This is a genomic window from Mycobacterium sp. NPDC003449, assembly GCF_053588415.1.
The window spans coordinates 22,189-44,159 of sequence record NZ_JBSFPX010000038.1; the positions used below are offsets into that span (position 1 = coordinate 22,189).

Sequence of the window (21,971 nt, forward strand, 5' to 3'; positions counted from 1 at the left end):
GCACCCCCTCCGCTATTCGACGAGACCGCTGATCTTGGTTATACCAACACATTGTCGGATTCACGGGATGGCCGCCCTGCCCGAGGGCAAGGCGGCCATCATGTCATGTTCCGTGGCTCAGGACTCCGGCGGGAACTCGCCCTCCGGAATCGTCCAGTGACCCGGCGTCTGCTCGTAGAACGGGTTGGCGATCCCGTTCACCTCGGCCTGCGTCTTCAGCTGGCCCGGCGGGATCCCGAAGAACGGGTTCTCGACCCCGTTGATGGATGCCTCAGTGGTCAGCTGCCCGGGCGGAATCTGCCCGACCGGCGTCTTGAAGTAGTTGTCTACCTCGGGGAACTGCACGCTGGGCAGGTCGACATCAGGAACGTTGACGCCCGGCACGTTCACGTCGGGAGCGTTCACCGCGGGCACGTTCACATCCGGAACGTTCACACTCGGCACATTCACATCGGGAACGTTCACACTCGGCACGTTCACGTCCGGGGCGTTCACCGCCGGCACGTTCACATCCGGAACGTTCACCGCAGGCACATCCACACCCGGGGTGGGCGGCGGCTGGGGCACGGTCGGATCGGCTTGTGCGAGGCCTGTGCCCAGGCCAAGCGCACCGAGGCCCACTGCACCGGCCATGGTTGTGGTTACTGCAAATTTCTTGAAGTCCATGTCACTCCTTCGCCTTGCGTCACCGCGACGACCTCCGGCCGGCCGGGGGAATGGACCGGCAAGTTCGACGGCAATCGCGTGATGTTCGGTTTGGGAATTGCATGACCGCCCCTATGGCCGGCGATCTTGCCGCCTCACCTCGACGACAACGCAAAACCTCGACCCCCGGCAGGTATGTCGGATCCCGCCCCCCGATGCGTTAACAAGATTTCGCGATTCGCCAGGAGTCTGCGCGCGAAAATGCCGACTACCAGGCGGTCAGGCCGAAAAATTGAGGTTGGCGGTTATGTCGATCTCGGCCGCCGATCTCCCGTTCAGCACCAGCACCAGCCCAGCCACCATCTGCACCAGCTCGAGGTCACGGATGCGCGGGGCGCCCACCCCGTTGCCGGCCCGCGGGATCGGTACCTGCACCGTCGAGGTGGTCGCCCGGTAGTGCCCACCCGGATACATCCGCTTGAGCCGCAGCTGCGCGGAATCGGGCAGGACCAGGGGCGACAGCTTCAGCGTCGACGCCGAAACCGCACCGATCTCGGTGATCCCGTACTCGCGGCACAGCAACCGCAACCGGGCCACCGCGACCAGCCGTTGCGCCTCGACCGGAAGCGGACCGTACCTGTCGACGAGCTCGTCGACCACCAGGTCCACGGCGCCACGATCGGCGGCCGCGGCCAGCCGCCGGTAGCCCTCCAGCCGCAACCGGTCACTGCCGATGTATTCGGGCGGCAGGTGTGCGTCGACCGGCAGGTCGACCCGCACCTCCTTCGGCTCCTCGGGCGCGGACACGGTCTTCCCGTCGGCGGCGGCCCGGTACGCCTCCACCGCCTCACCGACCAGCCGCACGTACAGGTCGAATCCAACACCGGCGACGTGCCCGGACTGCTCGGCGCCGAGCACGTTGCCGGCGCCGCGGATCTCCAGGTCCTTCATCGCCACGGCCATACCCGCGCCGAGCTCGTTGTTCTGCGCGATGGTGGCCAGCCGGTCATAGGCCGTCTCGGTCAGCGGCGCCTCGGGCGGGTACAGGAAATAGGCGTAGCCGCGTTCCCGCGAACGGCCCACCCGGCCGCGCAGCTGGTGCAGCTGCGACAGCCCGAACGTGTCGGCCCGCTCCACGATCAGCGTGTTGGCGTTGGAGATGTCCAGCCCGGTCTCGACGATCGTCGTGCAGACCAGGATGTCGTACTCGCGGTTCCAGAAGCCCTCGACGGTCTTCTCCAGCGTCTCCTCGTTCATCTGACCGTGCGCGACGACGACGCGCGCCTCCGGGACCAGTTGACGCACCCGCGCCGCGGCCTGGTCGATCGAACGCACCCGGTTGTGGATGTAGAACGCCTGCCCGTCGCGCAGCAACTCGCGCCGCAGCGCGGCCGCGACCTGCTTGTCGTCGTGCGGCCCGACATAGGTCAGCACCGGGTAGCGCTCCTCGGGCGGGGTGAGGATCGTCGACATCTCGCGGATCCCGGCCAGGCTCATCTCCAGCGTGCGCGGGATCGGGGTGGCACTCATGGTGAGCACGTCGACGTGGGTGCGCATCGACTTGATGTGCTCCTTGTGCTCGACGCCGAACCGCTGCTCCTCGTCGACGATGATCAGGCCAAGGTCCTTCCAGGTCACCCCGGTCTGCAGCAGCCGATGGGTGCCGATGACGACGTCGACCGAACCGTCCTTCATGCCCTCCATCACGGCGCGGGACTCGGCCGGATCGGTGAACCGGGACAGACCCTTGACCGTCACCGGGAAACCGGCCATCCGGGCGGTGAAAGTCTGCAGATGCTGATCGGCAAGCAGCGTCGTCGGGACCAGCACCGCGACCTGCTTACCGTCCTGCACAGCCTTGAACGCGGCCCGCACCGCGATCTCGGTCTTGCCGTAGCCGACATCGCCGCAGATCACCCGGTCCATCGGGACCGGCTTCTCCATATCGGACTTGACCTCGGTGATCGCGGTCATCTGGTCCATCGTCTCGGTGAACCCGAACGCATCCTCCATCTCGGCCTGCCACGGGGTGTCCGGACCGAACGGATGCCCCGGCGCGGACTGCCGTTTGGCGTACAACGCGACGAGCTCGCTGGCGATCTCGCGCACCGCGCGGCGCGCCTTGGTCTTGGTGTTGGCCCAGTCGCTGCCGCCGAGGCGCGACAGCGACGGCGCCTCGCCGCCGACATAGCGCGACAGCTGATCCAGCGAGTCCATCGGCACATACAGCCGGTCCGAGCCGCCGCCCCGCCGCGCGGTCGCGTACTCAAGCACCAGGTATTCGCGCCGGGCTCCGCCGACCACCCGCTCGGTCATCTCGACGAACTTGCCGATGCCGTGCTGATCGTGCACCACCAGGTCGCCCGCGGTCAGTGCCAGCGGATCGACCACGTTACGGCGTTTGGCCGCAAGCTTTTTGCCCTCCGATGCGGTGACCCGGTTACCGGTCAGGTCCGTCTCGGTGATGATGACCAGGTTCGCCCCCGGCAGGATCACCCCGTCGTGCAGCGGACCCTTCAGGACCCCGACCACACCGGCCTTCGGCGCCGCGCCCGCCTCCAACATCGTTGCGGGGGTGTCGGATTCAGCGAGCTGTTCGACGACGCGATGGGCCGTCCCGGTTCCAGGGGTGACGATGACGGCATACGCGCCGGCGTCTCCCCCCGTTGCCAAATGGGCCCGCAGCATCGCGAAGATCTCCTCGACATTATGCTGCTGACCCCGCGCCGACGGCGCCGGGCGCAGGTCGAGTTCGGTTGCGCTGCCGTCGGATAACTGGCTCAGCGTCCACCACGGATGGCCGCCGGTGCGGGCACCGTCGCGGGCCTCGTCGAACGGCACGAACCCGGACGCGCCCATGGACTCGATGTCGATCGGGACGTCGCCGCCGACCGCGGCCGTCGACCACGACGCCTCCAGGAATTCGCGGCCAGTCTTGATCAGATCGGCGGCGCGGGTGCGCACCTTCTCCGGATCGCAGACCAGCACCGGGGCCCCGTCGGGCAGATGGTGCGTCAGCGTCGTCGGCTCCACCGGATGCAGCAGCGGCAGCAGCGCCTCCATCCCGTCCACCGGGATGCCCTCGGCGAGCTTGGCTAGCATGTCGGGCACGCTGCCGGGCACGCTGTTCTCACTGACCGGATGCTCGGCGGCCAGCACCGCCGCCCGCTCCCGCACATCGGCGGTCATCAACAGCTCACGGCACGGCACCGCGACCACGGTCTCGACCGCGATCTCGGGGATGGAGCGCTGGTCGGCGATCGAGAACATCCGCATCTCCGAGACCTCGTCGCCCCAGAACTCGACCCGCACGGGATGCTCGGCGGTCGGCGGGAACAGGTCGAGGATGCCGCCGCGGACCGCGAACTCGCCGCGCTTGCCGACCATGTCGACGCGGGTGTAGGCGAGATCGACCAGCCGCACGATGACGTCCTCGAAGTCGGCCTCGGTGCCCAGCGACAGCCTGACCGGCTCGACGTTGATCACATCGGGTGACATCGGCTGCAGCAGCGAGCGGGCTGTGGTCACCACGATCCGCAGCGGCGGTCCCAGCGTCGCATCCCCGGGATGGGCCAGCCGGCGCAGCAGCAGCAACCGGGCACCGACGGTCTCGACGCCCGGTGAGAGCCGCTCGTGCGGCAGCGTCTCCCAGGACGGGAACAGCGCGACGGACTCGCCGAACACCCCGCGCAGTTCGGCGGTCAGATCGTCGGCCTCCCGGCCGGTGGCGGTGACCACCAGCAACGGTCCGGTCCGGGCCAGCGCGGAGGCCACCAGGACCCGCGCGCTGGCCGGGCCGACCAGCGTGAGGTCGGTCGGCCGGTCGCCGGCACGCCGGATGACGTCCTGCAGGGACGGATCGGCCAATGCCGATTCGATGAGACCCGCTATCGGGGTCTGGACAGAAGGGTGCCCCGGTGCGGTCATGATGTCCCCATTCTAAGGCGGCCGGACTTTCGTCAGAATCGGCCCCGGCGGCGTAAAGGGACCGTCAAGTCCGATGACGGCATCGGGTCCGCGGCGCACGGTGGGGACATGACACTCCTGGACATCCTGCCGTCCCTGCGCACCGCGACGGTTCCGCGCCTGGATCCGGCGCTCTGGCCGCTGACCACCGGGGTCGACGCCCAAGGCCGGATCACCGTGGGCCGGGTGGCGCTGACCGACATCGCCGACGAGTTCCGCACCCCGGCCTACGTCCTCGACGAGGCCGACTTCCGGTCCAGGGCGCGACGGTATCGCGAAACGCTGCGCGGGGCCGAGGTGGTCTACGCGGGCAAATCGCTGCTGAGCACCGCGGTGGCCCGATGGGCCGCCGAGGAAGGGCTCGGGGTGGACGTCTGCTCGCCCGCGGAGCTGGCGACGGCACTGGCAGGCGGGGTGGCTCCGGATCGAATCGTGCTGCACGGCAATGCCAAAACCTGCGACGAGCTCGGCGCCGCGATCGACGCCGGGGTCGGCCGGATCGTGGTGGACTGCTCGACGGAGATCGCCTACCTGGCCGGTATGGTGCAGCGGCGGCAACGCCTGCTGATCCGGGTGACACCCGATATCGACATCGCGGGCCACCGCGCCGTCACGACCGGGGTGCACGATCAGAAGTTCGGCTTCGCGTTGAGCGGTGGGCACGCCGCGCGGGCGGCGGCCCGGGTGCTGGCCGCGCCGCACCTCGACCTGGTCGGCCTGCACTGCCACCTCGGGTCCCAGATCACCGACCCGGCCCACTACGGGGTGGCGATCCACCGGCTCATCGCGGCGATGGCCGATATCCGGCGCGCCAGCGGCGTGGTGCTGACCGAACTGAACATCGGTGGCGGGCACGGTATCCCGTACACCTCGGGTGACACCGCGCTGGACCTGCCGACCCTGGCCGGGGTGATCGACGAGGCCATGGACGCGGCCTGCGGGGCCGAACGGTTCCCCCGGCCACGGCTCGTGGTCGAGCCCGGCCGGGCGATCGCCGGGCGGGCCGGGGTCACGCTGTACCGGGTGTGCGCGGTCAAGGCCCAGCCGGGTGGCCGCACCTTCGTCGCGGTTGACGGCGGCATGAGCGACAACCCGCGGGTCGCCCTCTACAACGCGAAATACACTGTGGCGCTCGCGAACCGGCACCCGCTCGGGCCGACCATCAAGGCCACGGTGGTGGGCAGGCACTGCGAGGCGGGCGACGAGATCATCCGCGACGCGGCGCTGCCCGCCGACATCCACCCGGGCGATCTGCTGGCCGTGCCGTGCACCGGCGCCTACCACCACAGCATGGCCTCGACCTACAACATGGTGGGCCGGCCGCCGCTGATCGCGGTGCGCGACGGCGCCGCCCGCGCCGTGGTGCACCGCGAAACCGTCGCCGATCTGCTGGCCCGCGATTGCGGCCGGTGAGCCGTCATTCGTCCTGCAGCATCGGGTCGGGCTCCAGATGCTTGAGCCCGTTCCAGGCCAGGTTCACCACGTGCGCCGCGACCACTTCCTTCTTGGGTTCGCGCACGTCGAGCCACCACTGCGCGGTCATCGACACCGATCCGACCAGCGCCTGCGCGTACAGCGGCGCGAGGTCGGGATCGAGCCCGCGACGGGAGAAGTCCCCCGCCAGGATCGAGGACACCTGATTGACCGCGTCGTTGAGCAGCGTCGCGTAGGTGCCCGAGGTGATGGCCGCGGGCGAATCACGGATCAGGATCCGGAACCCGTCGGTGTGTTCCTCGACGTAGGTCAGCAGCGCCAGCGCGACCCGTTCGACCCGCACCCTGGACCGGTTGTTGGTCAGCGACGACGTGATGCCGTCGAGCAACGCCGACATCTCACGGTCCACGACGACCGCGTAAAGCCCTTCCTTACCGCCGAAATGCTCGTACACGACCGGCTTGGACACGTTCGCCCGTTGCGCGATCTCCTCGATCGAGGTGCCCTCGTAGCCACGTTCGGCGAACAGCGACTTGGCGATCTCGATGAGCTGCTGGCGCCGCTCGCTGCCGGTCATCCTGGCGCGAGGCGCACGCACTTCCTTGTCGGGCGCTGCCACGCGTATCAGGCTAGCCGCTTCGACTAGAGTCTCACCCGGACATTCCGTCGTGGTGTAATCGGCAGCACCTCTGATTTTGGTTCAGATAGTTCAGGTTCGAGTCCTGGCGACGGAACAACTGGTCGCGACGAACGTGCACAAAATGCCGACGTGGGACGGTGCGCTGAGCAACAGACACGCACGCTCACGGAGAAAGGGGACCAAGTGCCTACCGAAGCTGCGGTCGTGGTGCTGGCGGCGGGCGCCGGCACCCGGATGCGCTCCGACACCCCCAAGGTGCTGCACACGCTGGCCGGGCGCAGCATGATCGCGCACGTCGTACACACCGCGGCCGAGGTCGCCACCCGGCACCTCGTGGTCGTCCTCGGCCACGACCGCGAACGCGTCGCACCCGCCGTCGAGGCGCTCGCCGACCGCCTGGGCCGCACCATCGACATCGCCATCCAGGATCAGCAACGGGGCACCGGCCACGCCGTGGGCTGTGGTCTGAGCGCGCTGCCCGAGGATTTCACCGGCACCGTCGTCGTCACCTCCGGCGACGTACCGCTGCTGGACGCGGGCACCCTCGCCGACGTGATCACCGGCCACAGCGGCCAGACCGCCGCGGCCACCGTGCTCACCACGACGGTCGCCGATCCGACCGGATACGGCCGCGTCCTGCGGACCCAGGACGACGAGGTCATCGGCATCGTCGAACAGGCCGACGCCACCGAATCGCAACGCTCGATCCGCGAGATCAACGCCGGGGTGTACGCATTCGACATCGCCGCCCTGCGCTCGGCGCTGAGCCGGCTGCGTTCCGACAACGCCCAGCAGGAGCTGTACCTGACCGACGTGGTGGCGATCCTGCGCCAAGACGGCCGCACCGTGCGGGCCCGCCACGTCGACGACAGCGCCCTGGTCGCGGGGATCAACGACCGGGTGCAGCTGTCCGATCTCAGCGCCGAGCTGAATCGCCGCATCGTGGCCGACCATCAGCGGGCCGGCGTCACGGTCGTCGACCCGGCCAGCACCTGGATCGACGTCGACGTCACCATCGGTCGCGACACCGTCATCCGGCCCGGCACCCAGCTGCTCGGTACCACCGAGATCGGCGCGGGCTGTGAGATCGGCCCGGACACCACCCTGACCGACGTCGAGGTGGGTGACGACGCGTCGGTGGTGCGCACGCACGGCCAGCTCGCGGTCATCGGCCCCGGCGCCACCGTGGGCCCGTTCACCTATCTGCGGCCCGGCACCCAGCTCGGCGCCGACGGCAAGCTCGGCGCATTCGTCGAAACCAAGAACTCGACGATCGGCGCGGGCACCAAGGTGCCGCACCTGACCTACGTCGGCGACGCCGATATCGGCGAGAACAGCAACATCGGCGCATCGAGCGTGTTCGTCAACTACGACGGCGAGAACAAGAACCGCACCACCGTGGGCTCGCATGTGAAAACCGGGTCGGACAACATGTTCGTGGCGCCGGTCACCGTCGGCGACGGGGCCTACACCGGCGCCGGAACCGTGGTGCGCGAGGACGTGCCGCCCGGTGCGCTGGCCGTGTCGGCGGGGCGGCAACGCAATATCGAGGGCTGGGTGGCCGAGAAACGCCCGGGCTCCGCGGCCGATCAGGCCGCCCGCAAAGCGCAGGGCGAACACGATTGACCCGACGCTTTCTGTTGGCAATCTGGTAACCCGGCTACGAGCATCAGGAAACGCTACGTACGATTGCCCCGTATCGATCCCCGACCGCGAAGGCAGCACACTGTGGCCACGGACTGGACCGACAACCGCAAAAGCCTGATGCTGTTCTCCGGACGAGCTCATCCGGAGTTGGCCGATCAGGTCGCCAAGGAGCTCGACGTCCACGTGACGGCGCAGACCGCGCGCGATTTCGCCAACGGCGAGATCTTCGTGCGGTTCGACGAGTCGGTGCGCGGCAGCGACGCCTTCGTCCTGCAGAGCCATCCGGCGCCGCTCAACCAGTGGCTGATGGAACAGCTGATCATGATCGACGCGCTCAAGCGCGGCAGCGCCAAGCGGATCACCGCGATCCTGCCGTTCTATCCGTACGCGCGTCAGGACAAGAAGCACCGCGGCCGCGAGCCCATCTCGGCCCGCCTGGTCGCCGACCTGCTCAAGACCGCCGGTGCCGACCGGATCGTCTCGGTCGACCTGCACACCGATCAGATCCAGGGCTTCTTCGACGGCCCGGTCGACCATATGCGCGGGCAGTCGCTGCTGTGCGGCTACATCGCCGACCACTACTCGGGTCGCGACATGGTCGTGGTGTCCCCCGATTCCGGCCGGGTCCGGGTCGCCGAGAAATGGGCCGACGCGCTGGGCGGCGTTCCGCTGGCCTTCATCCACAAGACCCGCGACCCGCTGGTACCCAACCAGGTGAAGTCGAACCGGGTGGTCGGCGACGTCAAGGGCAAGACCTGCATCCTGACCGACGACATGATCGACACCGGCGGGACCATCGCGGGCGCGGTCAAGCTGCTGCACGAGGACGGCGCCAAGGATGTGGTGATCGCCGCGACGCACGGTGTGCTGAGCGATCCGGCCCCGCAGCGGCTGGCCGAATGCGGTGCCCGCGAGGTGATCGTCACCAACACCCTGCCGATCACCGAGGACAAGGTGTTCCCGCAGCTGACGGTGTTGTCGATCGCGCCGCTGCTGGCCTCGACCATCCGTGCGGTGTTCGAGAATGGTTCGGTGACCGGGCTGTTCGACGGGTCCGCCTAGATGGCCGCCGACGAGCGCTTGCGCGAGGAACCATGAGCAGTGTCATCTACCACAACCCGCGCTGCTCGACCTCTCGCAAGACCTTGGAGCTGCTGCGGAAGAGCGGGATCGAACCCGAGGTCGTGCAGTATCTCAAGACGCCGCCGACCCGTGCGGAGTTGAAGAAGATGATCGCCGACGCCGGTATCGATGTGCGGACAGCGGTGCGCAAACGCGAATCACTGTACGGTGAGCTGGGTTTGGCCGATGCCACCGATGAGCAGCTGCTCGACGCGATGGCCGAGCACCCGATCCTGATCGAGCGGCCGTTCGTCGTCACCGCCAAGGGCACCCGGCTGGCCCGGCCGATCGAGTCGGTGCACGAGATTCTGTGAAACGTCTGCCGGTCGTCGCGGGCGCGCTGTTCGCCGTGACGATGCTGCTCGCCGGGTGCGGCGCGAAAACCCCTGACTACCAGTCGGTTTGGACAACGAGTTCAACCCCGGCCAGCACCACCGGCGCGCCGCCGGTACCGATGTGGCAGTACCTGGAGAACGCGGGCGTCGTCGGCGAGACCATCGCGCCGGAGCAGGTGCAGGACCTGACCGTCTCGATGCCCACGCCGCCGGGCTGGCACGAGTACTCCAATCCCAACCTGGCCCCCGGCACCCGGATGATCGCCAGGGGGGACACCTACCCGACCGCGATGCTGCTGGCCTTCAAACTGCACGGCGACTTCGACGTGGCCAAGGCGCTCAAGGACAGTGGCTACGCCGACGCTCAGCTGTCGGAGAACTTCAAGCAGCTCAACGCATCCACCGAGGATTGGCGCGGCTACCCGTCGGCGATGATCGAGGGCAGCTACGACCTCAACGGCAGGCGCATGCAGAGCTACAACCGCATCGTCATCCCGACCACCGGCCCGGCCCCGCCGCAGCGGTACCTGATCCAGCTGACCATCACCACCTACGCCGACCAGGCCGAGGCCCAGGGCAAGGACATCGAGGCGATCATCTCGGGGTTCACCGTCGCCAAGAAGTGAGCCGTAAGGTGACGGGCATGGACTGGACCGCCGCCGATCTGCCCGATTTCACCGGCCGCAGCGTCATCGTCACCGGCGCCAACAGCGGGCTGGGTCTGATCACCGCACGCGAACTGGCCAGGGTGGGTGCCACCGTGATCGTGGCCGTCCGCAACCTGGACAAGGGCACCGCGGCCGCGGCCACCATGCCCGGCACCGTCGAGGTACGCGAGCTCGACCTGCAGAGCCTGGACTCGGTGCGCCGGTTCGCCTCCGGTATCGACACCGTCGACGTGCTGGTGAACAACGCGGGCATCATGGCGGTGCCGCTGTCGCGGACCGCCGAGGGGTTCGAAAGCCAGATCGGCACCAACCACCTCGGCCACTTCGCGCTCACCAACCTGCTGCTGCCCAGGATCTCCGATCGGGTGGTCACGGTGTCGTCGGGCATGCACCTGATCGGGGCGATCAGCCTGCGGGACCTGAACTGGAAGGCCCGGCCGTACTCGGCGTGGCTGGCCTACGGGCAGTCCAAACTGGCCAACCTGCTGTTCACCTCCGAGTTGCAGCGCCGGCTGACGGCGTCGGGTTCCGCGGTGCGCGCCGTGGCCGCCCACCCCGGCTACTCGGCCACCAACCTGCAGGGACACGCGGCCGGCGGGATCAGCAACGCGCTGATGAGGCAGGGCAACAAGCTCGCCACCTCCGCGGACTTCGGGGCCCGCCAGACCCTGTATGCGGCGTCGCAGGACCTACCAGGCGACAGCTTCATCGGCCCGCGGTTCGGGATGCGCGGCCCCACCGGGCCGAGCCCGCGCAGCCCGCTGGCCCGCCGCACCGACACCCAGCGGGCCCTCTGGGAGCTGTCCGAGCAGCTCACCCACACCGGGTACCCGCTGTAGCCGGAGGCATCGATTTTTGGCCTGCGCCGGTTTTTGCTACCCTGACCAGGCGTCACGGCGAGGGTGGTCCCGATGGGCCACCGTTATCGGCGGGAACCTCTTCTAGATGTTGCGCCTCTGGCCGTGCTGACGATCCGATCGCCGGACCCGAAAGAGGAGCAACAATGGCCAAGCATTCGGCCCCCAACAAGCTGACCGCATCGGTGCGGACCCGCACCGGCAAGGGCGCATCGCGCCAGGCCCGCCGCGACGGCAGGGTCCCCACCGTTCTCTACGGCCACGGCGCCGACCCGCAGCATCTGGAGATCAACGCACACGAGTTCGCCGCGGTGCTGCGTAACTCCGGCACCAACGCGGTGCTGACCCTCGACATCGAGGGCACCGAGCAGCTCGCGCTGACCAAGTCCCTGGACATCCACCCGATCCGGCGCAACATCCAGCACGCCGACCTGCTCGTGGTGCGTCGCGGCGAGAAGGTGAACGTCGAGGTCAGCGTCCTCATCGAGGGCGACGCGGCGCCCGGCACGCTGGTCACCCAGGACGCCAACGCCATCGAGATCGAGGCCGAGGCCCTGTCCATCCCCGAGCAACTGACCGTGTCGGTCGAGGGCGCCGAGGCGGGCACCCAGTTCACCGCGGGCCAGATCGAGCTGCCCAAGGGCGTCAGCCTGGTCTCGGATCCCGAACTGCTGGTCGTCAACGTCGTCGAGGCCCCCTCCGAAGAGGACCTCGAGGCCGAGGGTGGCGGCGAGGCCGGCGCGGCCGAGGGTGGCGCCGAGGAGGGTGGCGCCGACGAGGCCGCCGCAGAGTCCGCCGAGTAATCGGCGGTGGCCGAGCCGCTGCTGGTGGTGGGCCTGGGAAATCCCGGGCCCGGCTACGCCAAGACCCGGCACAACGTCGGTTTCATGGTGGCCGACCTGCTGGCCGCCAGGATCGGCTCGGCCTTCAAGCTGCACAAGAAATCCGGCGCCGACGTGGTGACCGGCCGGCTGGCCGGGGCACCCGTGGTGCTGGCCAAACCGCGCTGCTACATGAACGAGTCGGGCCGCCAGGTCGGACCGCTGGCCAAGTTCTATTCGGTGCCCGCCGAGCGGCTGGTGCTGATCCACGACGAGTTGGACATCGAGTTCGGCCGGATCCGGCTCAAACGCGGCGGCGGTGAGGGCGGCCACAACGGCCTGCGTTCGGTCGCCTCGGCGTTGGGCACCAAGGATTTTCAGCGGGTGCGGATCGGCGTCGGGCGCCCGCCGGGCCGCAAGGATCCGGCCGCGTTCGTGCTGGAGCCGTTCAACTCGGTCGAACGGCCGGAGGTTCCGACCATCTGCGAGCAGGCCGCCGACGCCACCGAGCTGCTGATCGCCCAGGGTCTCGAGCCGGCCCAGAACACCGTGCACGCCTGGTAGCTCTCTCCCGTTCTCCCGCGAGCAGACGCGCGGGTACCCCTTTTCGCTCATTTTCGGGTACCCACGTGTCTGTTCGCGGGATTGGCGGCCCGCCGGGAAGGCGGCGCGCGCCGGGAATAGCGCCGCACGCTTAACTGGTTGACACGTCACGTAAACACTTGCGTGACAGATCACGTAATGCGGCAAGCGACGAGGAGTTCCCATGTCCGACATCCCAGCCCTGATGAACGCCAACCTGTTCGAGGTGTTCAACCAACGCGATGCCGGCCTGCGCCGCACCGCCGTCGAGCGCACCTATGCCCACGATGTCCGATGGACCGACGCCGAGGGCGCCGTCGACGGGCGGGCCGCCCTCGACGTCAAAGCCGCTGCGCTACAAGCGACATTGGGCCCGCTGCAGTTCGTCGCGGCCGGCCCGGCCCGTCATGTTCCCGGACTCGGGTTCCTGGCCTGGCATCTGGTCGCACCCGGCGACGAGACGCCGAAGGCATCGGGATTCGATGTGGCGATCATCCGCGACGACGTGATCGCCGAGCTCTACACCGTGCTCACCTGACCCCGCGAGCAGACGCCGCGGTACCCGGGAATGCGCATTCCGGGGTACCGCCGCGTCTGCTCGGCGAAGAACAGTCAGCGGCCGCGCACGCCGCTGTCGACCACCTTGACCGTCTTGTGGGGATACCGTTTCTCGGCGTGCGCCTTGGCGGCCGAGTTGGGCAGCACGTAGAGCGTTTCGCGCTTCTGCTGCAGGGGTTTGAGCACGGTGTCCATGAACGCCTTACGGTCATCGAGGTAGGGCTCGATCACGTCCTCCCCTGCCGGGCACACCGCCAGACAGTAGGCGGCCTTGTAGTTGGGCTTGAACGACAGGCTCTGCCACATCGACGCATTCTCCGAATCGCTGACCCTGGAACGGAAATCGGCCGCGTCGGAGCTGTCGGCGACGGTCTGCACCCAATCGGTGAAGCCGCCCATGAACTCGCGGTAGTTGTGCACCGAGCAGGCCTGGAAGTCGAACTCGCCGTCCTTGCCGATCGCCCCGACCGGGCAGGCCGCCACACACAGCTTGCACTCCAGGCACGGCGAATAGTCCAGCGGCTCACCGTAACTGCTTATCGGTGCCGCGACAAGGACGGTGGCCAGCAGGATGAAGTTGCCGAACCGCGGGTGGATCACGTTGCGGTGGATGCCCATGACGCCGAGCCCTGATGCCACCGCGACCGGCTTGTGCGCCACCACCCAGATCCGCCCGGGGTAATCGTCCATCTCCATCGGGAAGGTCGCCGACGGGTTCACCGCGCGCACGCCGGCATCCTCCAGTGCCCGGGTGACACGATGCGCGGCCTCGTTGATGATCTCACCGGTGCGGTGGAACTCCTGGTTGGCGACGCTGCGCTTGGTGGAGCGGACGTTGTCGCGGTTCATCTTCACCACCAGCGAGATGTAGCTGCACACCCCCGGCAGGGCGGTGTCGGCGTACTCGCGTTCGGCGGCCAGATCCGGGTTGTCGACGGCGGCGAATGCGACGTCGTCCACTCCCGCGTCCAGACACAGTTGCCGCAGCCGGTCCGCGTCGAGCACCTCGGGCGGGGTGGGTGCGTGGCGGGCACGCACCGCCCGCACGGTCGGATGGTCGTCGAGTCGGATCTTGGCCGTCATTCGTCTGAGTATATCTATCTATACTCAGACCGACAAGATCGGTCGTCGCCGCGTAAAGAATTCGTTCGGGACGGTGTTCAGCGCGTTCCCACGCGGGTACACCGGAGTTATGGACACCGACCACCGCGCGCACCTGAGCCCGTTGCGCCGCTGCGGGGAGCGGATGCTCGACGGTCCGCACTCATGGGGATCGGTCGAGGTGCGCCCCGGCAGGTTCGGCATCGTCCACCACCGGTTCGTGGTCTACCCGCCCGGCCTCAGCCGGGCCGAACGACGCTGGGTGCGCCTGGCCAGGGGCTGGCCGGCGTGGGGTGGGCTGGCGTGGCTGCTGTGCCAGATCTGGCTCAACGGCACCATGCCGCACTGGGCGGCCCTCGGATGTGCGACGGCCGTGCTGCTCGGCACCGGTGCGGTCACCCTGGCCCTCGCCGGGGAGGCCCGCACCCGCGTCCGCAGCCTCACCGTGACCACCATGGTCGGCTACGACGACGCCGCGGTGCAGGCCGCGGTCGACCGGCTCGCCACCCTGTCGGCCGTGCTGATCGACGCCGACGACCGGCTGGCCCGTGGCCAGATCACCGTCGTCGACCACGAGCTGATCTGGTGGCGGGTCTACGAGCGCCTGCAGGACTCCGCGACACCCTCGGATCGCGCCGCCTGAGATCCCTGCTGCGCGCCGGTTCACAATGGTCGGGTGGGCAAGGCGACGAATTTGCGCGATTTCCTGACGTCGCGTCGCGCCGCGATCGACCCATCTGAAGCCGGGTTGGTCCGCACGTCGGCAGCCCGGCGCAAGCCGGGCCTCAGCCGCGAAGAGGTCGCGGTGCTGGCGGGCGTGAGCGTGTACTACTACGCCCGGTTGGAGCAGGGGCGCGTCGGCAACATCTCCAATCAGGTGCTGACGGCGATCGAGGATGCCTTGCGACTCGATGAGCTGGAGCGCAACCACCTGCGGACATTGATCGCGCCCCATCAGGGCGAGGCGCCGCGTCCGCGGCCCGACAAACTCAAAGCCCGCCCGGCGTTACGGCTCCTGCTCGACGCGATCGATCCGGTGGCCGCGATTCTGCAGGGACCGCGATTGGAGGTACTGGCCACCAACCGTGCCGCCAGGGTGCTGCTCGCCGACTTCGACGCCATGCCGCCTGCCCAGCGCAACATTGCCAGGTGGATCTTCCTGGATCCGGCCGCCCGGGTGGTCTATCCGGAATGGGAGCAGGTGGCCGCTCCGGTCGCGGCCACCTTGCGGGCCAATCTCAAGCCCCACACCCATGATGCCGAGCTCGAGCAACTGGTGGTCGAGCTGTCCGCTGCGTCTGAGGACTTCGCCAGATTCTGGGCCGACTACCGGCTGTATGAACACGGGCACGGAACGAAGCAGTTCTTCCACGAAGCCGTCGGCACCATGACGCTGAACTACGAGACCCTCAACGTCCCCGGCGGTGACGGTGTGTTCATCTCGACTTACACCGCCGATGTGGGCTCGCCGTCGGATGAGAAACTGCGACACTTGCTCACGGCTGATCGGTCGGACGAATGACGATCTCGTTGACCGCCACCCGACGCGGGCTGCAGACGATATAGGCGACGGCGGCAGCGATGTCCTCGGCGTGCAGCGGCTCGACATCGCCGAACGCATCGATGAAACCTTGTTCCTGGCCCGCCTTCTGGTCGAACAGTTCGCTTTCGGTCCGTCCCGGTTCGATCACCGAGAACCGCAGATTACGTTGGGTGAACTCCTGCCGCCAGGCCTCGGTCGCCCCGGTCACCGCGAATTTCGTCGCGTTGTAGAGCGCGGCCCCCGCGGCGGCGAACCGGCCCGCCACCGACGAGATATTGACGACGTCGGCTACCGACCGTGGGCTGTCGGCGGCCGCCTTGAGCAGATGCGGCAGGGCCGCCTTGGTGGTGTACATCAGCCCGCGCACGTTGATGTCCACCATGCGATCCCATTCCTGCAGCGGCGAATCGGCGGACGGGCCGTTGAGCATCACGCCGGCCGCGTTGACCAAGATGTCGAGCCGCCCCAGCTCCTCGACGGTCGTGCCGATGGCGTCCCCCGCGGCGTCGGCGTCGGTCAGGTCCGCAGCGATCGGCACGGCCACGCCGCCGGATCGGTTGATCTCGCCCGCCAACGCCTGAAGCCGATCGGCGCGCCGAGCCACTAGCGCGACGGCTGAGCCCCGCTCGGCCAGGTGCCTGGCGGTGGCCTGTCCGATGCCACTCGACGCACCGCTGATCAGCGCCACCGTGCCATCCAGATCCTGCTGCGCCATAGCGTGTCTCCCTGTCTGTCGGTCCAGTTGGTTCCGATCAGAAGAACATGTTCCGGCGCCGAGGATTCCCGGCCCGACGGGCACGCTGTTACCGAGCACTGGCAGTGCCCGGTAACCGTGAGCGTGCGCAAAATGCCGCCCAACACCGGCGTGGCGGGGAACAGACGCGCACGCTCGCGGTGAAAGGTGAGGGCCTACCCGCTACCCCGCTGTCACCTCGTCCGGGCGCTGCTCCATGTACCGAGTGAAGGCGTCCCGGCACGCGACGACGGCGGGGCGACGTTCGGCTCCGGCTCGACAGACCAGAGAGATGTTCCGAAAGTATTGCGTGTCAAGCAAAGTCGTCGGGATCAACTCCGCCTGCGCATCGCGGATCAACAGGTCGGGCAGAAACGCCGCGGCCAGCCCGGCCTGGACCATCCGCAGGTGAAACAGCAGGTCCGCCGATTCGTAGGCGACGTCGGGTTCCACGCCCTGACGCTGACACAAGCTACGCGCCCACGCGTGCGCTTCGGTGCCTGCCGGCTCCAGCACCCATCGCATCCGACACAGCGCGTCGTGGTCGTCAACCGCCGATCCCGGCGGCAGATACACCCGGATCGGGTCTCGGGCCAGCAGATCGGTATGCAGGTCGCCCGGCACCGCGTCCGATATGTCCGGGCGGTCGGAGACACCCGGATAACTGTCCACCACCAACACGTCGATGCGGCGCGAGGCCACCAGACGCAGGCCCATCTCCGGCTGGACCTGCCGATACCGGATGTCCAGGCGCGGGTGTCGGCTCTCCAGGGTGCGGATCACCTGTGGGACAACGGTCCGGCTGATCGTCGTGAATGCGGCCAGCCGCAACTTTCCGCGCACTTCGGTGTTGCTGGCGGCCAAATCGCTCTCGGCCCGGTCCAGGATCGCCAGAATGTCGTCGGCGTGGCGGGCCAGATCCTCGCCGGCGGGCGTCAGCCTGACTCCGCGCCCGACCTTCTCCAGCAGCGGAACCCCGGCTTCCCGCTCGAGCAGCGCCAGCTGCTGGGAGACGGCCGAGTGCGAGTAGGACAACGAGCGCGCCGCCGCGGTGATACTGCCCCGCAACTGCACTTCACGCAGTAGGGCCATCCGGTGCACATCTAGCAACGAAACTCCAAACATATAAGCAGATCCATCGGATTATAGTCAGCAAATGTCGCTTTTTTTGAAGCATTGTTCTTCGTAGCGTGATGCCAGTCGCCCGCGCACGGCGACCGATTCTCGGTTCCAGCATCATCGGCTGACCGCACGCACTCTCCCGTGAAGGACTCCCCACACATGTCGGCAGAAAGCACTGTCCTCGAGGCACCCGCACTGTGGTCGGCTCAGGCACACATTCCGTCCGTACTCGGACGACAGCTGGTCATCGACCGCGGCGAAGGCTGCTATATCCACACCTCCGACGGACGCCGGTTGTTCGACGGCACCGCCGGGCTCTGGCACGCCAACGTCGGCCACGCCCATCCCGAGCTGGCGGCGGCGGCGCACGCCCAGATGCTCAAGCTGGAGACCTATCACATCTTCGGCAGGTTCGTGAACGACCAAGCCCTGAGCCTGGCGTCGCGGCTGGCCGACCTGTCGCCCGTCGACGATCCGAAGATCATCCTCAACTCCGGCGGCTCGGACGCGATCGACGTCGCATGCAAGCTGGCCCGGCGGCACTGGCAACGGACCGGGCAGACCACCAAGACCGTGATCATCAGCCGTGAGCACGCTTACCACGGCCTGCACGCCTACGGCACGAGCATCGCCGGCCTGGACTTCAACCGCGAGGGCTACGGGACCGAGTCGCTCGTTCCGGAGACCCGCCGGGTCCCCGTCCACGACATCGATGCGCTCAAGTTCATGATCGCCGAGGTCGGCGCCGAGAACATCGCCGCGGTGATCACCGAGCCGATCCAGGGCACGGGTGGCGTCAACCCGCCGGCCCCCGGCTACCTCGACGGCCTGCAGGATCTCTGCCGCTCCAACGACATTCTGTTCATCCTCGACGAGGTCATCACCGGGTTCGGGCGCACCGGCGCCATGTTCGCGGCGGACCGGTTCGGGCTGCAGCCCGATCTCATCACGTTCGCCAAGGGAGTCACGTCCGGCTACGCACCGCTGGGCGGCGTGATCGTCGCACCGGCCATCTGGGAACCGTTCTTCGTCGACGACGAGGCCACGCCCATCTTCCGGCACGGAGCCACCTACGCGGGCCACGCCACCGCATGTGCCGTGGCCATGGCCAACCTGGACATCCTCGACCGCGACCACCTGGTGGACCGCACGGCCGACCTTGAGCAGCTGCTCCGCGGCCATCTCGATATGCTTGCCGCGCAACGCACTTCGGTCACCGACGTTCGGGTGGCGGGCTTCCTCGGCGGTGTGACGCTACACGAGGACATCCGTGCGGAGTCGGTCGCCGACAGACTCATCGACGTCGGGTTCATCTCACGCCCGCTGCGCGGCAACACCCTTCAGATCAGCCCGCCCTTCATCACCACCGATGACGAACTTGCCCGGTTCGTCTCCGCAATCGACCACGTCCTGTCCGAGGAGGAAACCAAATGAGCATCGACCTGGCGCCCACCCCGCTGCTGACGGCCGATCCGAAGCGGGCCGCGGAAGCCGATGCCGTCGTCAACGCACTCGCACTGCCCGAGAGCGCCCGCCGGGCCGACGTCACCAACCCCGCCACGGGTCTCACGATCGCCGCGGTTCCCGACAACGATCCCGCCGACGCACTCGGCGCCCTGGCCACCGCCGACGCCGCGGGACGCGAGTGGGCGGCACGCAGCCCCCGCCACCGCGCCGACATTCTGCGCCGGTGGTACGACCTGATCGTCGAACACACCGAGCGCATCGCCCTGCTCATCACGCGTGAGATGGGCAAGCCGCTCGCCGAGGCACGCGCCGAGGTCGGCTACGGCGGCGACTTCGTGCGTTGGTACGCCGAGGAGGCCGTTCGCCCGGGCGGCAGCATGCGCGACGCACCCGCCGGCGGCGCGACCCTGCTCACCCGCCGCGGCCCGGTGGGACTTTCGGTGCTGATCACCCCGTGGAATTTCCCGCTGGCGATGGCAACCCGCAAAATCGCGCCCGCGCTGGCCGCGGGATGCCCGGTCGTGATCAAACCCGCCACCCTGACGCCGCTGACGACCTTCTATGCCGTCAGCCTCGCGCAGCAGGCCGGTGTGCCGGAAGGTCTCGTCAACGTGATCACGACGACGGACGCGGCGGCGTTCAGCGACGCCGTGCTGGCCGACCCACGGGTCCGGAAGGTGTCCTTCACCGGGTCCACGTCGGTCGGGAAGATACTATTGGGTCACGCAACCCATAATGTGTTGCGGTCCTCGATGGAACTCGGCGGCGACGCGCCGCTGATCGTTTTCGACGACGCGGACCTCGAACGAGCGGTAGAAGGCGCCTATGCAGCGAAAATGCGCAACAGCGGACAGTCCTGCATCGCCGCCAACCGCATCTACGTCCAGGACGGAATCGCCGATGCCTTCCTCGAAGGACTCGTCGAGAAGATGGCCGCGACCCCGGCCGGCGACGGCCTGGCCGACGGCGCAGCGCTCGGGCCGCTCATCGACGAGCGAGCCGTGGCCGGCATGCAGGACCTCGTTGACGATGCGGTCCGGCACGGGGCGAATGTGCGTACCGGAGGACGCGCCATCGCCGGCGCGGGCCACTTCTTCGAAGCCACCGTCATGGACGGCCTGCGCACCGAGGCGAAGATCACCCACACCGAGATCTTCGGCCCCATCGCGGCGGTGCAGCGCTTCACCTCAGAAGCCGAAGCCGTCCAACGCGCCAACGCCACCGAATACGGGCTGGCCGGCTACGTGTTCACCGAGAACCTCGACCGGGCGCTCAACGTCGCCGATGCACTGCAGACCGGTATCGTCGGCATCAATCAAGGCGTTCCGTCAAACGTCGCAGCACCATTCGGAGGCGTCAAAGAATCCGGGTTGGGCCGTGAGGGCAGCTCCGAGGGCCTCGAAGAATATCAGGAAGTCCGCTACTACAACATCGCCCGTCGCGCTTCCAACTGAGCGCTGACCGAAGGACCAAACTCACTTGCGCACTTCCTCTTCCGCTCAGTCCAGCACGTACTCAGACACATCGAAATCGGTCCTGCGCCGGGCCATCGGTGCATCCGCCATCGGCAATATGGCCGAATGGTACGACTACGGTGCGTACGCCTACGTCGCCACCGAGATCGGACAACACTTCTTTCCCGGCGAGCACCAGACCCTGTTCACCATGCTGGTGTTCGCGGTGTCGTTCGTGCTGCGACCGCTGGGCGGGATCATCTGGGGTCTCATCGGGGACCGCCGGGGCCGGCGGTTCTCGTTGACCGTCACGATCCTGCTCATCTCGGCGGCGACGTTCTGTATGGGCCTGCTCCCGACCTACGAGTCCGTCGGCATGCTGGCGCCGACCCTGTTGATCGGACTGCGCGTCATCCAAGGGCTTTCCACCGGAGGCGAATACGGCGGGGCGGCCACGTTCATGGCCGAGTACGCACCCGACAAGCGCCGAGGGTTCTACGGCAGCTTCCTCGAGGTGGGCACCATCTCGGGGTTCACCCTGGCGGTACTGGTCATCGCCGGCACCGAACGTGTCATCGGCGCGGACGCCATGAGCGACTGGGGCTGGCGGGTACCATTTCTCGTCGGCGGTCCACTGGGATTGATCGGCTTCTATCTCCGGAACCGGCTCGAGGACACCCCGGTGTTCCGCGAACTGGCACACGCGGAGGGCACCGAGCGCCGGGCCACCGCGATCGGTCGTGAACTCATCACGGTCTACCGCCGCCAGCTGCTGGCGTTGGCCGGCCTGACCATCGCGCTCAACGTGGCGAACTACACCCTGGTGGCCTATTTGCCCACCTATCTGCAGATGTCCATCGGATTGACCTCCGGGCAGACCGATACCCTGATCGTCACCGGCCAGGCGATCATGATCTTCTTCCTGCCGGTGGCCGGCCTGTTGTCCGACCGCATCGGACGAAAGCCGGTCTGGTGGATCTCACTGATCGGCCTGTTCATCCTGGTGACACCGATGTACCTGCTGATGACCGTCGGTTTCGGCTGGGCCGTACTGGCTTTCGCTATTCTGGCGTCGGTGTACCTGTTGCAGCTGGGAACCGTATCGGCGATGTTCCCGGCGATCTTCCCGGCTCATGTCCGCTACGCGGGGTTCGCCATCTCCTACAACGTGGCCACCGCGCTGTTCGGCGGAACCGCCCCCGCGGTCAACGACTGGCTGATCGGTTCGACGCAGAACGCGATGGCTCCGGCCTTCTACATGATGTGGTGCCTTCGT

20 protein-coding genes and 1 tRNA gene are annotated in these 21,971 nt (G+C 67.9%); 15 read left to right on the forward strand and 6 right to left on the reverse strand.

Annotated elements, in window-relative coordinates:
• Positions 1 to 117: 117 nt before the first annotated feature.
• On the reverse strand, positions 118 to 666 hold the full coding sequence (locus ACWDTP_RS12910) for a hypothetical protein (protein ID WP_450020170.1): 549 nt from the start codon (positions 664 to 666) through the stop codon (positions 118 to 120).
• 258 nt (positions 667 to 924) lie between these two features.
• Positions 925 to 4,572, reverse strand: a complete 3,648-nt coding sequence (gene mfd / locus ACWDTP_RS12915) for a transcription-repair coupling factor (protein WP_450020172.1) — start codon at positions 4,570 to 4,572, stop codon at positions 925 to 927.
• Between the two features lie 108 nt (positions 4,573 to 4,680).
• On the opposite strand from mfd, the gene lysA reads away from it, so the two are divergent.
• Positions 4,681 to 6,024 carry a diaminopimelate decarboxylase gene (gene lysA / locus ACWDTP_RS12920; protein ID WP_450020174.1) on the forward strand — a complete coding sequence of 448 codons (1,344 nt, stop codon included), beginning with the start codon at positions 4,681 to 4,683 and terminating at the stop codon, positions 6,022 to 6,024.
• Between the two features lie 4 nt (positions 6,025 to 6,028).
• Here the strand turns inward: lysA and ACWDTP_RS12925 are convergent, their stop codons facing one another.
• The gene (locus ACWDTP_RS12925; RefSeq protein ID WP_450020208.1) at positions 6,029 to 6,622 is read right to left on the reverse strand and encodes a TetR/AcrR family transcriptional regulator; all 594 of its coding nucleotides are present in this window, start codon (positions 6,620 to 6,622) and stop codon (positions 6,029 to 6,031) included.
• 85 nt (positions 6,623 to 6,707) lie between these two features.
• On the opposite strand from ACWDTP_RS12925, the gene ACWDTP_RS12930 reads away from it, so the two are divergent.
• From ACWDTP_RS12930 to ACWDTP_RS12970, 9 genes are all read left to right on the forward strand, one after another.
• A tRNA-Gln gene (locus ACWDTP_RS12930) sits at positions 6,708 to 6,779 on the forward strand.
• An 89-nt stretch (positions 6,780 to 6,868) separates the two neighbouring features.
• The gene (gene glmU, locus ACWDTP_RS12935) at positions 6,869 to 8,311 is read left to right on the forward strand and encodes a bifunctional UDP-N-acetylglucosamine diphosphorylase/glucosamine-1-phosphate N-acetyltransferase GlmU (protein WP_450020176.1); all 1,443 of its coding nucleotides are present in this window, start codon (positions 6,869 to 6,871) and stop codon (positions 8,309 to 8,311) included.
• Positions 8,312 to 8,413: 102 nt separating this feature from the next.
• Positions 8,414 to 9,394 carry a ribose-phosphate diphosphokinase gene (locus tag ACWDTP_RS12940; protein WP_450020178.1) on the forward strand — a complete coding sequence of 327 codons (981 nt, stop codon included), beginning with the start codon at positions 8,414 to 8,416 and terminating at the stop codon, positions 9,392 to 9,394.
• Positions 9,395 to 9,426: 32 nt separating this feature from the next.
• Entirely contained in the window at positions 9,427 to 9,768 is a 342-nt protein-coding gene (gene arsC, locus ACWDTP_RS12945; RefSeq protein WP_450020180.1) for an arsenate reductase (glutaredoxin), read from the forward strand.
• 41 nt (positions 9,769 to 9,809) lie between these two features.
• On the forward strand, positions 9,810 to 10,415 hold the full coding sequence (locus ACWDTP_RS12950; RefSeq protein WP_450020210.1) for an LpqN/LpqT family lipoprotein: 606 nt from the start codon (positions 9,810 to 9,812) through the stop codon (positions 10,413 to 10,415).
• A gap of 17 nt (positions 10,416 to 10,432) precedes the next feature.
• Positions 10,433 to 11,296, forward strand: a complete 864-nt coding sequence (locus ACWDTP_RS12955; RefSeq protein WP_450020182.1) for an oxidoreductase — start codon at positions 10,433 to 10,435, stop codon at positions 11,294 to 11,296.
• 164 nt (positions 11,297 to 11,460) lie between these two features.
• On the forward strand, positions 11,461 to 12,117 hold the full coding sequence (locus tag ACWDTP_RS12960) for a 50S ribosomal protein L25/general stress protein Ctc (protein WP_450020184.1): 657 nt from the start codon (positions 11,461 to 11,463) through the stop codon (positions 12,115 to 12,117).
• 6 nt (positions 12,118 to 12,123) lie between these two features.
• Positions 12,124 to 12,699, forward strand: a complete 576-nt coding sequence (pth, locus tag ACWDTP_RS12965) for an aminoacyl-tRNA hydrolase (RefSeq protein WP_450020186.1) — start codon at positions 12,124 to 12,126, stop codon at positions 12,697 to 12,699.
• A gap of 202 nt (positions 12,700 to 12,901) precedes the next feature.
• Positions 12,902 to 13,255: a nuclear transport factor 2 family protein gene (locus ACWDTP_RS12970; RefSeq protein ID WP_450020188.1), complete on the forward strand. Its 354-nt coding sequence runs from the start codon at positions 12,902 to 12,904 to the stop codon at positions 13,253 to 13,255.
• Positions 13,256 to 13,329: 74 nt separating this feature from the next.
• On the opposite strand, the gene ACWDTP_RS12975 is transcribed toward ACWDTP_RS12970, so the two are convergent.
• Positions 13,330 to 14,358, reverse strand: coding sequence for a 4Fe-4S binding protein (locus tag ACWDTP_RS12975; protein WP_450020190.1), 1,029 nt, complete (start codon positions 14,356 to 14,358; stop codon positions 13,330 to 13,332).
• Positions 14,359 to 14,467: 109 nt separating this feature from the next.
• Between ACWDTP_RS12975 and ACWDTP_RS12980 the strand changes: the two genes are divergently transcribed.
• Together ACWDTP_RS12980 and ACWDTP_RS12985 are read left to right on the forward strand one after the other, a co-directional pair.
• Positions 14,468 to 15,019, forward strand: coding sequence for a DUF6611 family protein (locus ACWDTP_RS12980; RefSeq protein ID WP_450020192.1), 552 nt, complete (start codon positions 14,468 to 14,470; stop codon positions 15,017 to 15,019).
• A 33-nt stretch (positions 15,020 to 15,052) separates the two neighbouring features.
• Positions 15,053 to 15,898: a helix-turn-helix transcriptional regulator gene (locus ACWDTP_RS12985; protein ID WP_450020194.1), complete on the forward strand. Its 846-nt coding sequence runs from the start codon at positions 15,053 to 15,055 to the stop codon at positions 15,896 to 15,898.
• Here ACWDTP_RS12985 and ACWDTP_RS12990 read toward each other — a convergent pair.
• Both ACWDTP_RS12990 and ACWDTP_RS12995 read right to left on the reverse strand, forming a co-directional pair.
• Entirely contained in the window at positions 15,873 to 16,634 is a 762-nt protein-coding gene (locus tag ACWDTP_RS12990) for an SDR family NAD(P)-dependent oxidoreductase (RefSeq protein WP_450020196.1), read from the reverse strand. The two genes, ACWDTP_RS12985 and ACWDTP_RS12990, sit on opposite strands and share 26 nt — an antisense overlap.
• A 201-nt stretch (positions 16,635 to 16,835) precedes the next feature.
• Positions 16,836 to 17,744 (reverse strand): LysR family transcriptional regulator, encoded by a 909-nt coding sequence (locus tag ACWDTP_RS12995; protein WP_450020198.1) that lies wholly within the window; start codon positions 17,742 to 17,744, stop codon positions 16,836 to 16,838.
• 189 nt (positions 17,745 to 17,933) lie between these two features.
• Between ACWDTP_RS12995 and ACWDTP_RS13000 the strand changes: the two genes are divergently transcribed.
• The 3 genes from ACWDTP_RS13000 to ACWDTP_RS13010 all read left to right on the forward strand — a co-directional run.
• The gene (locus ACWDTP_RS13000; RefSeq protein ID WP_450020200.1) at positions 17,934 to 19,208 is read left to right on the forward strand and encodes an aminotransferase family protein; all 1,275 of its coding nucleotides are present in this window, start codon (positions 17,934 to 17,936) and stop codon (positions 19,206 to 19,208) included.
• The gene (locus ACWDTP_RS13005; protein WP_450020202.1) at positions 19,205 to 20,695 is read left to right on the forward strand and encodes an NAD-dependent succinate-semialdehyde dehydrogenase; all 1,491 of its coding nucleotides are present in this window, start codon (positions 19,205 to 19,207) and stop codon (positions 20,693 to 20,695) included. The genes ACWDTP_RS13000 and ACWDTP_RS13005 overlap by 4 nt, the downstream gene beginning before the upstream one ends.
• Before the next feature lie 118 nt (positions 20,696 to 20,813).
• On the forward strand, positions 20,814 to 21,971 hold a 1,158-nt coding region (locus ACWDTP_RS13010; RefSeq protein ID WP_450020204.1), incomplete at its 3' end, for an MFS transporter.